We start from the raw sequence: 13483 nt of genomic DNA, 5'->3' as shown, positions 1-13483 counted from the left end.
GCAATAGCGCGGTGGTCCCACCTGACCCCATGCCGAACTCAGAAGTGAAACGCCGTAGCGCCGATGGTAGTGTGGGGTCTCCCCATGCGAGAGTAGGACACTGCCAGGCATCAAATAAAACAACAAGCCTCATGCGAAAGCATGGGGCTTTTTGTTTTGTCTGTTATCTGGCGTTCTGCCCGAGCATGGGCATCCTGAGACGAATTGTGTAGGACAAATCCGCCGGGAGCGGATTTGAACGTTGCGAAGCAACGGCCCGAAGGGGGGCGGGCAGGACGCCCGCCATAAACTGCCAGGCATCAAATAAAGCCGAAAGCCCTGAACTGGACGTCCAGGGCTTTTTGCTATGGGAAAAATGGAAAATCCCCGTTGTAACCCGCTTCAGCTTTCATCGTACTGTTTAATATTCATCACAAAACCAACGCATTGTTTCTCTGAATGTCAGATATTCTTCGTCCGCTATTAAGTTTGGCTGTTAACTTATAAGCAACAATAAAGTAACAACCAGGGCGGCAGGAAGCCGAATTTCATCATTGCTATGGCTCGGAGAAAATATCATGACAGAAACAACCTCGGCTCTTGGGGATGAGCACGGCGTCGAACAGGGGGCGCTGGATAACAAGAAACGCATTTTCGCTATCGTCGGAGCTTCATCAGGCAATCTGGTGGAGTGGTTTGATTTTTACGTTTACTCCTTCTGTTCCATTTACTTTGCCGCCTCGTTCTTTCCGGCTGGCAACAGCACCACGCAGCTGTTGCAAACCGCCGGGGTATTCGCCGCCGGCTTCTTTATGCGGCCGATCGGCGGCTGGCTGTTCGGCTATATTGCCGACAAGCATGGCAGAAAAAACTCAATGCTGCTTTCAGTCTGCATGATGTGCGCCGGATCGCTGGTGATCGCCTGCCTGCCGACGTATGAATCGATCGGCAGCTGGGCGCCGGCGCTGCTGCTGATCGCTCGATTGTTCCAGGGGTTGTCGGTGGGCGGCGAGTATGGCACCAGCGCCACCTACATGAGTGAGGTGGCGATCAAGGGGCGGCGTGGCTTCTACGCCTCGTTTCAGTATGTCACGCTGATCGGCGGGCAACTGCTGGCGCTGCTGGTCTTGGTGATCCTGCAGCAGATATTGCCCGCTGAAGAGCTGAAGGCCTGGGGATGGCGTATTCCGTTTGCCCTGGGGGCCGTGTTGGCGGTGGTGGCGCTGTACCTGCGCCGCTCGCTGAATGAAACCTCCGATGCGAAGACGCGTAACCACAAAGATGCCGGTTCGTTGACGGGGTTGTGGAAAAATCGCAAGGCGTTCCTGATGGTGCTGGGCTTTACCGCCGCCGGTTCACTGACCTTTTACACCTTCACCACCTACATGCAGAAATACCTGGTGAACACCGCCGGTATGGACGCCAAGCTGGCCAGCGCCATCATGACCGTTGCGCTATTCGTCTTTATGCTGCTGCAGCCTGCAGTAGGCGCGTTTTCGGATAAAATCGGCCGTCGCAGCTCGATGCTGATCTTCTCAGCCTTCGCCACGGTGTTGACGGTGCCGATCCTGTTTGCCTTGAAAGAAGTGACCAACCCCTTTATGGCGTTCGGTCTGATCGTGTTGGCGTTGTTCGTTGTCAGCTTTTACACCGCGATCAGCGGGCTGCTTAAAGCCGAGATGTTCCCGCCAGAGGTGCGCGCGTTAGGGGTAGGCTTGTCTTATGCGGTGGCGAACGCCCTGTTCGGCGGTTCGGCAGAATATGTCGCGTTGTCGCTTAAATCATTCGGCGTGGAGAATGCCTTCTTCTGGTACGTTTCCGGCATGTGCCTGCTGGCGTTGCTGGTTTCGCTTCGGTTGCATCGCAAAGGCAAGGAGATACAGCTGTAATAAAAACCCCGGCCTTGGCCGGGGTCAGAGTACCGCTTACAGGATGCGGCTAATCAGCCGATCGATGCGGATACGGCGCAGACGCCGAATCAGCTTACGCACCTTGATCGGATACTGCTGAATGCTTTGCAGTTCCTGATAATGGGCGACTACAGTGGTATGAGTACGGATGCATTCCAGCTCTTTCTGCCGTTGCTCGCGCATCTCTTGCTTGGGATCGTGGATCAGAATGGCGTTTTCCAGATCCAGCCGCCAGGCGCGCGGGTTGAGGTTGTTGCCGGTGATCAGCTGCCACTCTTCGTCTACCCACATGCCTTTCAGGTGATAGCTGTTATCGCCATCCTTCCACAAACGCACGATCAGCTGCCCGGTGTCGATGTAACGCTGCAAGCGGCTCAGGAAGCGGCGCAGGTTAATCTCATACAGGTAGGGCAGCGCGCCGATGATTTTGAACGGCTGGTCTTCAGGAATATAGAAGTCGTTGGCGGTTTTATCGCCGACAATGATCTCCACCTGTTTACCCTGGCGCAGCAGATAAATGATGTTGCGCACCAGCAGCGCCGGCAGGTTGAAGTAGGGGGTACAGAGCGTCAGTTTCTGGTCGGCGCACGACATCAGGTGATGAATGGTTTTATTCAGCACGCTTTGCTTGCCAAGCCCAACCAGCGGCGTCACCGCCAGCTCATCGTTGCCGGCCTTGCCGCGGAAGTGGTAACCGGCGCGGCGCAGGGCGAAACGGAACAGGCGGGTCTCGTTTTTGATCTCCGGGCTTTTTGGCCGATCGCTGCGATCGAGGCGCTGTACGGCGCCGGCGGTGAGCAGATGCTGCTTGATGTAATCGATCAAGGTATCGGCCAGCACGCCGTTGGTGATCAGCTGATAGCGATCGTAACGGTATTTCTCATGCTGATGCAGATAAACGTCGTTGATGCTGGCGCCGCTGTAGATCGCGGTATCGTCGACCACAAAGCCTTTCAGGTGCAGTACGCCCAGCGCTTCGCGGGTATTGACCGGCACGCCGTAGATCGGCACCGACTGTTCCGGATGTTGGCTGGCCATGGCGCAGTACCAGTCGGCGTTGGTATTGGCGGCGGCGGCGCCGATGCGCCCACGCTGTGCGCGGTGCCAGTCGACCAGTACGCAGATTTCCAGCTCGGGCCGTCGCTGTTTGGCTTGATACAACGCATTGAGGATCTCGCGCCCGGCGTCGTCATGCTCCAGATACAGGGCCACCAGATAGATGCGTTGGGTGGCGTTGGCGATGGCGTCCAGCAGCGTGGTGCGAAAATCGGACGGCGCGTACAACGTACGAACATCAGCAACCGTCTGGGGGAGTTTGGGCAGTTGTGCAAGGTGTTGTTGATGTTTGCTACGTTTAAATTTTGACAACATCACAGTGCGTTTCTTCTCTCATGATTGATGGCCAGAACGCCACAGGCATAAAAACAATAAACCGAATAATCGGGCGATAATACCATTAGTTGCCCCGATTGTGCGTATGTTTTGGCGTTAAGTGGTGGATTCGTAGCGCATTGCGACGCAGGTCACTGCGCGTCGGCGGCCTGCAGCGGCAGCGTCAGATTGACGATGCCGTCCTCAAGCTGCACCTCGATGCCAAAGCCCAGCCGCTGCGCCAGTGCGATCATGCCGCGGTTATTCGGCATGGTGATGCCGCTCAGGCGGGTCAGGCCATGCGCGCGCGCATAGGCGATCATTTTCTCCAGCAACTGACGGCCCAGGCCCAGGCCTTTCAGGTCGGAACGCACCAGCACGGCGAATTCTGCGTCGGTGTTGTCCGGATCGGACAGCGCGCGGGTCACGCCGATGATCTCGTCTGCGCGCAGCGCCACAAAGGCCATTTCTCGATCGTAGTCGATCTGCGTCATGTTGGCCAAATCGTCATGGGTAAACTCATTGATCTCGCTGAAGTAGCGATAATAGAGGTCTTCCTTGGTCACCCGGTCGATGAAATGCTTCAGCGCCGGTTCGTCTTCCGGCAGGATCGGGCGGAACAGGCACTGGCTGCCGTCTTTCAACGCGATGGTCTCTTCCAGCTCATGCGGATAAGGGCGGATCGCCAGCCGCGCCTGCGGATCGCCGCTGAACGGCGCGAGCTGCATCGAAACGTCCAGCAAGGTGAATTCGCTGCCGGAGGCCAGCACCGGATGGATATCCAGCCGGGCGATCTCCGGGCAGTCGAGGATCAGGTTGGAGACCTGCACCAGCAAACGGCTTAGTCCAGGGATATCTAAAGGCCGCAGCGCGCTGCGCCCGCGGATCTTGCCGCCTTTCACCGCCTGCAGCACCAGATAACGCGCCAGCGCCATGTTCAGCGGCGGCAGCGCGACCGCCACCTGATTTTCCTGGCGCCATTCCACACCGCCTTCGCCCAGCATGATCAGCGGGCCGAAAATCGCATCCTGCTCTACCGCGATGCGCAGCTCCTGGGCGCCGGCGCGGTTGGCCATGCTCTGCACCAGCAAGCCGTGGATGCGCGCCTGAGGGTAGGTGCGTTTCACGCGGTCGAGGATCGCCTCCGCCGCGCGCTGCACTTCGGTCGCGGTGCGCAGGTAGAGCATGACGCCCTGAACTTCCGACTTGTGCGGGATATCCGGCGAGCGCAGCTTCAGCGCCACCGGGTAGCCGATCTGTTCGGCGATATGTACCGCTTCGGCGCTGTCTTCGGCGATCCAGGTCGGCAGGGTGCTCAGGTCATAAGCCTGCAGAATGGATTGCACCTCGTGGGTATCCAAATGGGTGGCGCCTTCGGCCAGCGCCTGATGGATCAGGCGGTGAGCGTCGGCGGTATTGGCGGTCAGGCCGACCGGCAGCGCCGGCGTCTCTTTCAGCTGCTTTTGGTTGCGGCGGTATTCCACCATATGCATAAAAGCGGTCACAGCGCCTTCCGGCGTGCGGTAGGTGGGAATGGCGGCCTCGGTAAACAGCCGGCGCGCCTCTTGAGAAGAGTATTCGCCGCACCAGTTGGTCAGCAAGGTGATGCGTTTGCCGCGCGCATGGCGGTGCAGCGCGTCGATCAGCCGCTGCGCCGTGGCGGTGCCCGGCGCCGCCGCGCTCGGCGCATGGATCAGCAGCAGCGCGTCATAGTCGTGGCTGTCGAGCAGCGCTTCAAGAGCCGCCAGGTAGCGCTGCGGCGTGGCGTCGTCGCGCAGATCGAGCGGGTTGCCGGCGCGAATGAAATCCGGCAGCGCATCGCTCAGCTTCGCCAGGCTCTCCTCGCTCAGCGTCGCCAGCTTGCCGTTGCGCCCGAGCAGCTCGTCCAGCGCCATCGCCGCCAGCGCCGCCCCGTTGCTGACGATCATCAGCCGTTCGCCGCGCAGCGGATGCATATGGCTGAGGGTTTCCACCGCTGAGAACAGCTCATGGGTATCCTGCACGCGCAGCAGGCCGGCGCGCTGGATGGCGGCGTCGTAAGCGGCGTCCAGCCCTTGCTGGCTGTTGAGCAGTAATTGCGCCTGTTGGCTGCGGCCGCTTTTGATCACCAGAATGGGCTTATTGCGTGAGGCGCTGCGCGAGGCGGAGAGAAAGCGCCGTGCGTCGCTGATGTTTTCCAGATACAGCAGGATGGCGCTGGTCTTGCCGTCGCGCGCCAAAAAGTCGAGCAGGTCGTCGACGTCGATATCCAGGCTGTCGCCCAGCGCAATGAAATAGGAGAAGCCGACTTCGCGCTGCTGCGCCCAGTCGAGAATAGTGTTGGCGACGGCGGCGGACTGCGAGATAAACGCCAGCTTGCCTTTTTGGATCGGCACCGGCGAGAAGCTGGCGTTAATGCCCTGCCACGGCGCCAGCAATCCCAGGCTGTTGGGGCCCAGCAGCCGCATGGCGTAGCGCTGCGCGCAGGCTTTCAGCTCGGTGAACTGTTCCGGTGGCGAAGAGAGCACAATGGCGGTTTTACAGCCGCGCTGCCCCAGCGCGTCGAGCAGCGCCAGATTACGCTTGGCGTGGGTGCAGATGATCGCCAGATCCGGCGTCAGCGGCAGGCTGGCGACGTCGGGATAGGCCATGACGCCGCATACCGCCTTGTAGCGCGGCGTAACCGGCAGGATGGGGCCGCCGAAACCGCCGGCCAGCAGGTTGCTCATCATCAGGTTGCCGGCGCGGCCCGGCTGCTGCGAAGCGCCCAGCACGGCGATCGATTTGGGACGTAGTAGCGCTTCTAACCCTCGCTGGCTCATGCACGGCTCCTTTTGGCAACGTTACGCCTGATTTTAGGCGCTTTATGGCTGCATTGCTGTGACCGGTGCCTCCGGTCGGGTCGGTTTTCCCGCCAGATACTGTTGACGGAAATAGCGAAAATGCTGATTCAACCCTTCGGCGGCCGGCAGATCGCCCGCCTGTTGCAGCAGGGCGGCGGCCACTTCCGCCGTGCAGTGTTGCTCGGCGCGGCTGGCTTCGCGCAGCTGGTAGTCTGATGCGGCGTCGACGTTGAGGGAAAACACCGGGAATTGATTGAGATACGGGCTTTTACGGAACATTTTGCGCGCCTCCGCCCAGGTGCCGTCCAGCATGATGAACAGCGGCGGTTTGCCGCCGACGGGCAGCGCGCTGAACACCGGCCGTTCGGCGTCGGCGTAGGACGCGGGGAACACCACATAAGGCTGCCGTGTCGGATCGTTGATGGCCGCCAGCAGGGAGGGATCGACCTCGGTGCGCGACCAGAGGAACGCCTGGGTGTCCGGCAGGATATCGGCGATCAGGCGGCCGGTGTTGCTGGGCTTGAGCGGCTCGGCGCCGAACATGATCAGGCAGAAACGGCTGCCGGCCTGCTGTGGGCGAATGGTGTCGCACAGGCAGTTTTTATGCGGCAGCAGGCAACCCTGACAACGCGCCACCCGGCAACCGCGCGCCAAAAAAGGGCGGGTGGCGCGGTCTAAACGGAATTGGCGCAGGCGAAGTACGGCGTTGTCGGTCATAACGATCCTGGGGAAAAACCGCTATTGTAACGCAGAAAAAAGCCCGCCGGGAGAGGCGGGCTCGATCGGGGGCGTTCGCGCGCGATGGCGGGATACGGCCTATACTTGCCGAATCACACTAACTCGTTGAGCCAGTTGTCAAACGGCGCTTTCGGCATCGCGCCGTTGAGCATGTCGACCATCTTGCCCTGACGGAACACCATGATGGTCGGGATGCTGCGGATGCGGAAACGGGCGCTCAGCTCCGGCTCGGCTTCGGTGTTCACTTTCACGAAGCGCACTTTGCCGGCGCGCTCTTCGGCCACGTCTTCAAAGATCGGTGCAAAGCTGCGGCACGGGCCGCACCACGGCGCCCAGAAATCGACCACGACCGGCAGATCGTCCTGCAGCAACTGGTCCAGCGTGGCGGCGGTGGCGTTGATCACTTCACCGTCGAAGAGCTCATGGCCGCAGCGGCCGCATTTCGCATTGTCCGCCAGACGTTCTTCCGGCACGCGGTTGGTGGCATTGCAAGCTGCACAAACTGTATTCATGTTGACCTCGGGTACAGAGAAAGCATGGTCCCCGCAACGCGGTTGCGGAGATGTTTCTTTAATGCTGACAATTATCGGCAAAACCCGGCGCGTGAACAATGAGGTTTGTTCAATGGGTGTGATAGTTGGGAGCTTTTAGCGCAAGTTGGTGGCTTCGTGCACCAACATCAGGTAATCTTCGCGCCCTGCGCGTTGGTGGAGAAGACAATGAACGATTCATTTAGTGGCAAGAACGGTAAAGTCAAAGTGATGTACGTCCGCAGTGACGACGACAACGGCGACGACCGTAACAAGAATAAACGTCCGGCCGGCAAAGGCCGTCCGGCTGACGGTGCGCGATCGGGCCGCACCGGTCAAGACAAGGCGCGCGGCGGCAACGATCGCCGCGGCGCCGACTCCCGCCGCAGTGAAAGCGATCGTCCTCGCCGTCCGGCGCGCTCTGAAGAGCGCGGTGGCAATGAGTCGCCGTGGAGAACCGTCTCGCGCGCGCCGAATGAAGAGCCGGCGTTCGATCATGGCGGCATCAGCGGCAAAAGCTTTATCGATCCTGAGCAGCTGCGCCGCCAGCGCGCGGAAGAAACCCGCGTTTACGGTGAAAACGCCTGTCAGGCGTTGTTCGCCAGCCGTCCGGAAGCGATCGTGCGCGCCTGGTTCGTGCAGTCGGTCACCCCGCGCTTCCGCGAAGCGCTGCGCTGGATGGCGGCTAACCGCAAAGCTTACCACGTGGTGGATGAAGAAGAACTGGCCAAGGCTTCCGGCACCGAGCACCACGGCGGCGTCTGCTTCCTGATCAAAAAGCGTCAGGGCCTGGATGCGCAGACCTACCTGAAAACCGCGCCGGCGACCGACTGCGTATTGGCGCTGGAAGAAGTGGGCAACCCGCATAACCTGGGCGCCATCGTCCGTTCTTGCGCCCACTTCGGCGTCAACGGCGTGCTGCTGCAGGATCCGGCGCTGCTGGAATCCGGCGCGGCGGTGCGCACCGCAGAAGGCGGCGCGGAGCACATCAAGGCGATCAACGCCGATGATTTCCTGTCGGTGCTGGATACCTTCCGCAAGGCGGGTTACACCATCGTCACCACCTCCAGCCACAAAGGCACCGCGCTGGCGCAGGCCAAGCTGCCGGCCAAGATGGTGCTGGTGCTGGGCCAGGAACGCGACGGTCTGAGCGACAGCGCCTGGCAGCAGGGCGATATGAACGTGTCCATCGGCGGCACCGGCAAGGTGGAAAGCCTGAACGTTTCCGTGGCGACCGGCATTCTGCTGGCGGACTGGTGGCGTCAGAATCAGGCGTAATTTTCTACGTCGGATAAAAAAACGGGCGCCCCAGGGCGCCCGTTTCGTTTATTGAAGCTTAGTGAGCGCCGCCGCCCCCGCCGCCGCCGGAGCTGAATGGCGGTTTCGCCACCCACACCAGCACCAGCAACACCAGGAACACCCCGGCCGACAGCCAGAATATCTCGTTGGCGGAGATGATCAGGCCCTGCGCGGTGATCTCGTTGGCGATATACGCCGACGCCTGCTGCTTGCTCATGCCGAGCTGCTCCAGTTGCCGGTACATCTCCTGCGACTGCGGGTTGTACGGGTTGACGAACTCCGTCAGTTGCGAATGGTGCTGCGATTCGCGCTGCGTCCACAGGGTGGTGGTGATCGAGGTACCGATCGAACCCGCCAGCGTTCGCGTGAAGTTCGACAGGCTCGATGCCGCCGCCATGCGTTCCGGCGGCAGGCCGGACAGCGTGATGGTGGTCAACGGCATGAAGAAGCAGGCGATGGCGAAGCCCTGAACGAACTGTGGCCAGGCGGATGCGCCGAAGTCCATGCCCGGTTCAAAGGTATAGGCGCGCCAGTAGAAGCACACGGCATACATGATGAAGCTGAAGGTCACCAGCCGGCGCATGTCGAGCCGGTTGCCGAACTTGCCGATGATCGGCGACAGCAACACCGGGATCAGCCCGACCGGCGCCGACGCCAGCCCCGCCCAGGTGGCGGTATAGCCGTACACCTCTTGCAACAGCTGCGGCAACAGCACGATGGCGCCGAAGTACAGCATGTACGCCAGACTGATGCACAGGCAGCCGATGGTGAAGTTGCGCGACTTGAACAGCGACAGATCCACCACCGGATGGTCGTCCGTCAGCTCCCACACCACGAGGAACAGCAGCGCCACCACCGCCACGACGGTGAGCGTGATGATCTCGGTCGAGTTGAACCAGTCCAGCTCCTTGCCCTGATCGAGCATGATCTGCAGAGAACCGATGCCGACGATCAGCAATACCAGGCCGACGGTGTCGATCGGTTTGATCTCGGTTTTGGTTTCCCGCCCCTTCAACGTCGCCATCGCCGCCACGATCACGAAGACGCCGATCGGGATGTTGATGAAGAAGATCCAGCCCCAATGGTAGTTGTCGCTGATGTAGCCGCCGAGGATCGGCCCGAAGATTGGCGCGACGATAACGGTCATCGACCACAGCGCCAGGGCCATCGCTCGCTTGGCGGGCGGGTAGTTGTTCAACAACAAACTCTGCGACAGCGGGATCAGCGGCCCGGCCACCACGCCCTGGATCACGCGGAAGAAGATCAACATGCCAAGGCTGTTGGAGATGCCGCACAGCCAGGAGGCGATGGCGAACAGCGCGGTGGACCAAAGGAACAGCCGCACTTCGCCGAAACGCTTCGCCAGCCAGCCGGTGATCGGAATCGAGATGGCGTTCGCCACGCCGAACGAGGTGATCACCCAGGTACCCTGCGAGTTGGAAGACCCGAGGTTACCGGAAATGGTGGGGATCGCCACGTTGGCGATGGTGGAGTCCAGCACCTGCATGAAGGTCGCCATGGCGAGCGCGACCGTCATCCAGGCAAGCTGGGCACCTTCAAGCGGTTTCTGTGGCAAGATGGCCTCCCGCGCGCTTAGCCGGCGTTCGCATGGATCACGTCGGCGATCAGCTGGTTAACCGGCGCCAGATTCAACGCCAGCGCGTCGCTCTGATACAGCGGTTTGTCGCGCACCACGTCGGCCAGCACGCGGCCGTCCAGATTGGCGGTGTCGACGGTCACCAGCGTCGAAAGACCGATGCGCAGCGGATGATCGGCCACCTGCTTGGCGTCGAGCTCAATACGCACCGGCAGGCGTTGCACCACCTTGATCCAGTTGCCGGTGGCGTTCTGGGCCGGCAGCAGCGAGAAGGCGCTGCCGGTGCCCATGTCGATACCGGCCACTTTGCCCTGATACACCACGTCGTCGCCGTAGACGTCGCTGACCACCGTCGCCGGCTGGCCGATGCGCATATTGGCGATCTGCGTTTCCTTGAAGTTGGCGTCAACCCAGATGTGATCGGCCGGCACTACCGCCATCAGCGGCGAACCGGCGGCGATCTGCGCGCCGACCTGCACGCTGCGGCGCGAGACATAGCCGGTAATCGGGCTGATCACCTTGGTACGCTGCAGCGCCAGCCAGGCGTCGCGCATCTGCGCGGCGGCCTGTTGGATCGCCGGCTGCTGTTCCAGCGGGGTGTTCAGCACCATCGCCTGGTTGGCGTTGTATTGCTGTACCGCCACTTCCAGCGCGGCTTTGGCGCTGTCGACCGCATCGCGCGCGTGTTGCAGCTCTTCGCGGCCGATGGCGTCAACGCTGCCCAGCACCACGCGGCGTTTCAGATCGTTCTCGGCCTTGCTCAGATCGGTCTTGCGCAGGGCGATGTTGGCCTGATACTGCTTGCTGTTGATGATCAGCTGGTGGGTCTGACGCACGCTGTTGGCCAGGCCGGTTTTGGCGCGTTCAAACGCCTGCTCGGCATCGGTCGGGTCGAGCGTCAGCAGCACGTCGCCCTGCTTGACGTAGTCGGTGTTGTCGAAGTTGACGCTGTTCACGCTGCCGGACACCTGGGCCATGATCTGCACCTGGTTGCCGGAGACGTAGGCGTCGTCGGTTTCCTGGTGATGACGCAGCACCAGGAACCAATACACTAAATAAGCCACCCCTATAACAATGAAAATAACCGTCAGCAACAGCAGCCAAAATTTGCGCTGCTTCTTTTTGCCGCTCGGCTGCTGCGGGTTTTGGGTTTCCGCGCTTGCGCTCATGGTGTTCTCCAAGCCTTATATTATTATGCTTTCGAATCCGCTGCGGCCGGGGCCTGATAGCCACCGCCCAACGCGCGGATCAGTCCTATCTTCGCCTGCAGTAAATTGCTGCTGGCATTCAACTCCGCCTGTTGCTGCTGCAATAGCTGCGTCTGGCTGGTCAACAGATCGTCGCGCCCGATAATCCCTGCCTGGTAACGGGCGTTGGCGACCTGATACACCTGTTGCATCGACTGGGCCGCGGACGCCGCCTGCAGCTGCTGTTGTGCAGAGCTCTGCTGGATGGTGATGGCGTCGGCGGTTTCCTGTACCGCATTCAGGATGGTTTGGTTGTAGGATTCCACCGCTTCGTCATACAGCGCGGATTCCTCGCCCAGCTTGCTGCGCAGCGCCCCGGCGTGGAAGATCGGCAGCGAGATCGCCGGCATCACGTTCCAGGCCTGGCTGGCCGCTTCAAACAGATTCGGGCTGGTGCCACTGGTATTGGTGGTCATCAGGCCGGCGAAGGCTGAAATGGTCAGGCTGGGGTAAAACTCTTTACGCGCGGCGCTGACGCGCTGGCTGTAAGACTCCACCAGCTGGCGTTGCGCGGCGATGTCCGGGCGTTTGCCCAGCAGATCCGCCGTCAGTTCGCCCTGCGGCGCCATCAGGTTGTCTGCAGGCAGCGGCACCTGACGCAGGTGTTGCATGGCGTTCGGCCCCTGGCCCGCCAGCGCGGCGAGCTGGTGTCTGAGCTGTTCGATTTGCGACTGCAACTGCAGAATCTGCTGTTTGGCGACGTCGGACTGCGCCTGGGTTTGTTGCGGCACGTCGACGCCGGTCAGGCCGGCCTGATAGCGCTGTTGGCGCAGCGCGGTCAGGCGCTCGTTGTTGTTCACTTCCTGCTGCAGCAGCTTCTCGAGCGCCAGATTGCTCTGCAGCTGGTAGTAGGCGGACGCCACCGAGCTGGTCAGCGTCAGCGCCGCCTGTTCCTGCTCGGCGCGCGCTGCGTTCACTTGCGCCTTGGCGGCGTTCACCTGGTTGCGGTATTTGCCCCACCAGTCGAACTCGTACGCCAGGTTCAACCCCAGCGAGTTGGAGCTTGAATAGATCGGCTTATGCGGATACCCCAAACCCATATTGACGTTCTGCGGCACGCGCTGGCGCTGGGTGCTGGCGTTCAGATCCAGGTTCGGCCCGTTGGCGGCGCTGGCTTCGCCTACCACGCTCTGCGCTTCGCGCACGCGGGCGGCGGCCTGACGCAGGGTCGGCGAACTTTGCAGCGTCTGCGTCATCAAGGCGTCCAGCTGCGGATCCTTGAGGGCGCGCCACCACTGCGGGCTGACGGCCAGCGAACTGACTTTCGGCTGAGCCAACTGCAGGCTCTGCGGATCCATCAGCGTGGATTGCGGGGCAATATTATCGGTCGAAGCACACCCGGCCAGCAGCAACACGGCGAACAGCGGGGTGAATCTCCAGTGAAATGGGGATCGCATAAGTAGGTACCTGAACAGAAATTGTGAATTAGGGTAACTGTTCTGTGATTTCCATTTGATCCAGACGTGCCAGCAATTTGCGCGTCAGCTGTTCCAGCTGTTTTTGCTCATCGTCGGTCAGCGTGGACCACAGGAAATGCAGACATTGGTGCTGCGGCGGCAGCAGTTGACTGAGAAATTCTTCCCCCTGCGGCGTCAGATGCAGATGCAGGCAGCGGCGATCGTTGTCGCTTTCCCGGCGTTCGATCCAGCCGCGCTTCTCCAGCTCGTCGGCGATGCGGGTTGCATTGGTGCGCGAGGAGCCCAGGGCAGAGCTTAGCTCAGAAGGTTGGATGCTGTGGCTTTCCTGCGCATCCAGGGTAATCAGCGCCATAAACAGTGTTTCGTTAATCCCCTGCGCTTTCAGCATCTTATTGCGGTTTTCCAGCAGCTTGCCTTGCATGTGCATGCACAGGCGGGTCAGCAGGATTTCCTGATAAGGGAAATCTTTCTGCCGCGTGGCGCGGAAATTCAGCATTTGTTCTATGGGGGCAAACGAGCTTTCCATAATTTAGGGCCTCATTAATTTCGTTCGAGATAGTAACGACGGTGAC

The 13483-nt window shown here is 60.8% G+C and carries 10 protein-coding genes and 1 rRNA gene; 3 read left to right on the top strand and 8 right to left on the bottom strand.

Annotated elements, in window-relative coordinates:
* Both rrf and ACJ8OK_RS16790 read left to right on the top strand, forming a co-directional pair.
* Positions 1 to 109: ribosomal RNA gene (gene rrf, locus ACJ8OK_RS16795) — 5S ribosomal RNA — on the top strand; the annotation flags it as partial.
* A 448-nt stretch (positions 110 to 557) separates the two neighbouring features.
* Complete coding sequence (locus ACJ8OK_RS16790; protein WP_033632262.1) at positions 558 to 1868, top strand: MFS family transporter; 1311 nt, start codon at positions 558 to 560, stop codon at positions 1866 to 1868.
* A gap of 36 nt (positions 1869 to 1904) precedes the next feature.
* Here ACJ8OK_RS16790 and pssA read toward each other — a convergent pair whose 3' ends face one another.
* The 4 genes from pssA to trxC form a co-directional block, all read right to left on the bottom strand.
* A complete protein-coding gene (gene pssA, locus ACJ8OK_RS16785) occupies positions 1905 to 3260 on the bottom strand; it encodes a CDP-diacylglycerol--serine O-phosphatidyltransferase (RefSeq protein WP_033632263.1) in 1356 nt (451 codons plus the stop codon).
* Positions 3261 to 3412: 152 nt separating this feature from the next.
* A complete protein-coding gene (locus ACJ8OK_RS16780; protein ID WP_442530724.1) occupies positions 3413 to 6061 on the bottom strand; it encodes a bifunctional acetate--CoA ligase family protein/GNAT family N-acetyltransferase in 2649 nt (882 codons plus the stop codon).
* A gap of 42 nt (positions 6062 to 6103) precedes the next feature.
* Positions 6104 to 6799, bottom strand: a complete 696-nt coding sequence (locus ACJ8OK_RS16775) for a tRNA-uridine aminocarboxypropyltransferase (protein WP_135638574.1) — start codon at positions 6797 to 6799, stop codon at positions 6104 to 6106.
* 113 nt (positions 6800 to 6912) lie between these two features.
* Complete coding sequence (trxC, locus tag ACJ8OK_RS16770; RefSeq protein ID WP_004928868.1) at positions 6913 to 7332, bottom strand: thioredoxin TrxC; 420 nt, start codon at positions 7330 to 7332, stop codon at positions 6913 to 6915.
* Positions 7333 to 7539: 207 nt separating this feature from the next.
* Between trxC and ACJ8OK_RS16765 the strand changes: the two genes are divergently transcribed.
* The gene (locus tag ACJ8OK_RS16765) at positions 7540 to 8628 is read left to right on the top strand and encodes a tRNA/rRNA methyltransferase (RefSeq protein ID WP_033632265.1); all 1089 of its coding nucleotides are present in this window, start codon (positions 7540 to 7542) and stop codon (positions 8626 to 8628) included.
* A gap of 58 nt (positions 8629 to 8686) precedes the next feature.
* Here ACJ8OK_RS16765 and emrB read toward each other — a convergent pair whose 3' ends face one another.
* The 4 genes from emrB to mprA are packed head-to-tail and all read right to left on the bottom strand — an operon-like array spanning position 8687 to position 13437.
* On the bottom strand, positions 8687 to 10228 hold the full coding sequence (emrB, locus tag ACJ8OK_RS16760) for a multidrug efflux MFS transporter permease subunit EmrB (protein ID WP_161800767.1): 1542 nt from the start codon (positions 10226 to 10228) through the stop codon (positions 8687 to 8689).
* A 14-nt stretch (positions 10229 to 10242) separates the two neighbouring features.
* Entirely contained in the window at positions 10243 to 11415 is a 1173-nt protein-coding gene (gene emrA / locus ACJ8OK_RS16755; protein ID WP_015378875.1) for a multidrug efflux MFS transporter periplasmic adaptor subunit EmrA, read from the bottom strand.
* A gap of 23 nt (positions 11416 to 11438) precedes the next feature.
* Positions 11439 to 12890, bottom strand: a complete 1452-nt coding sequence (locus tag ACJ8OK_RS16750) for an efflux transporter outer membrane subunit (protein ID WP_004928878.1) — start codon at positions 12888 to 12890, stop codon at positions 11439 to 11441.
* 28 nt (positions 12891 to 12918) lie between these two features.
* Positions 12919 to 13437, bottom strand: coding sequence for a transcriptional repressor MprA (mprA, locus tag ACJ8OK_RS16745; protein ID WP_004928879.1), 519 nt, complete (start codon positions 13435 to 13437; stop codon positions 12919 to 12921).
* Positions 13438 to 13483 lie beyond the last annotated feature (46 nt).

It is taken from the genome of Serratia sp. CY71090, from assembly GCF_052166845.1.
Lineage (GTDB): Bacteria > Pseudomonadota > Gammaproteobacteria > Enterobacterales > Enterobacteriaceae > Serratia > Serratia nematodiphila.
The sequence above is the reverse complement of the archived record's forward strand: the minus strand, read 5'-3'. Positions and strand labels throughout refer to the sequence as shown.

Coding starts and splice junctions, on each gene's coding strand:
- ACJ8OK_RS16790 (WP_033632262.1), top strand. CDS start 558: ATGACAGAAACAACCTCGGCTCTTGGGGATGAGCACGGCGTCGAACAG.
- pssA (WP_033632263.1), bottom strand. CDS start 3,260: ATGTTGTCAAAATTTAAACGTAGCAAACATCAACAACACCTTGCACAA.
- ACJ8OK_RS16780 (WP_442530724.1), bottom strand. CDS start 6,061: ATGAGCCAGCGAGGGTTAGAAGCGCTACTACGTCCCAAATCGATCGCC.
- ACJ8OK_RS16775 (WP_135638574.1), bottom strand. CDS start 6,799: ATGACCGACAACGCCGTACTTCGCCTGCGCCAATTCCGTTTAGACCGC.
- trxC (WP_004928868.1), bottom strand. CDS start 7,332: ATGAATACAGTTTGTGCAGCTTGCAATGCCACCAACCGCGTGCCGGAA.
- ACJ8OK_RS16765 (WP_033632265.1), top strand. CDS start 7,540: ATGAACGATTCATTTAGTGGCAAGAACGGTAAAGTCAAAGTGATGTAC.
- emrA (WP_015378875.1), bottom strand. CDS start 11,415: ATGAGCGCAAGCGCGGAAACCCAAAACCCGCAGCAGCCGAGCGGCAAA.
- ACJ8OK_RS16750 (WP_004928878.1), bottom strand. CDS start 12,890: ATGCGATCCCCATTTCACTGGAGATTCACCCCGCTGTTCGCCGTGTTG.
- mprA (WP_004928879.1), bottom strand. CDS start 13,437: ATGGAAAGCTCGTTTGCCCCCATAGAACAAATGCTGAATTTCCGCGCC.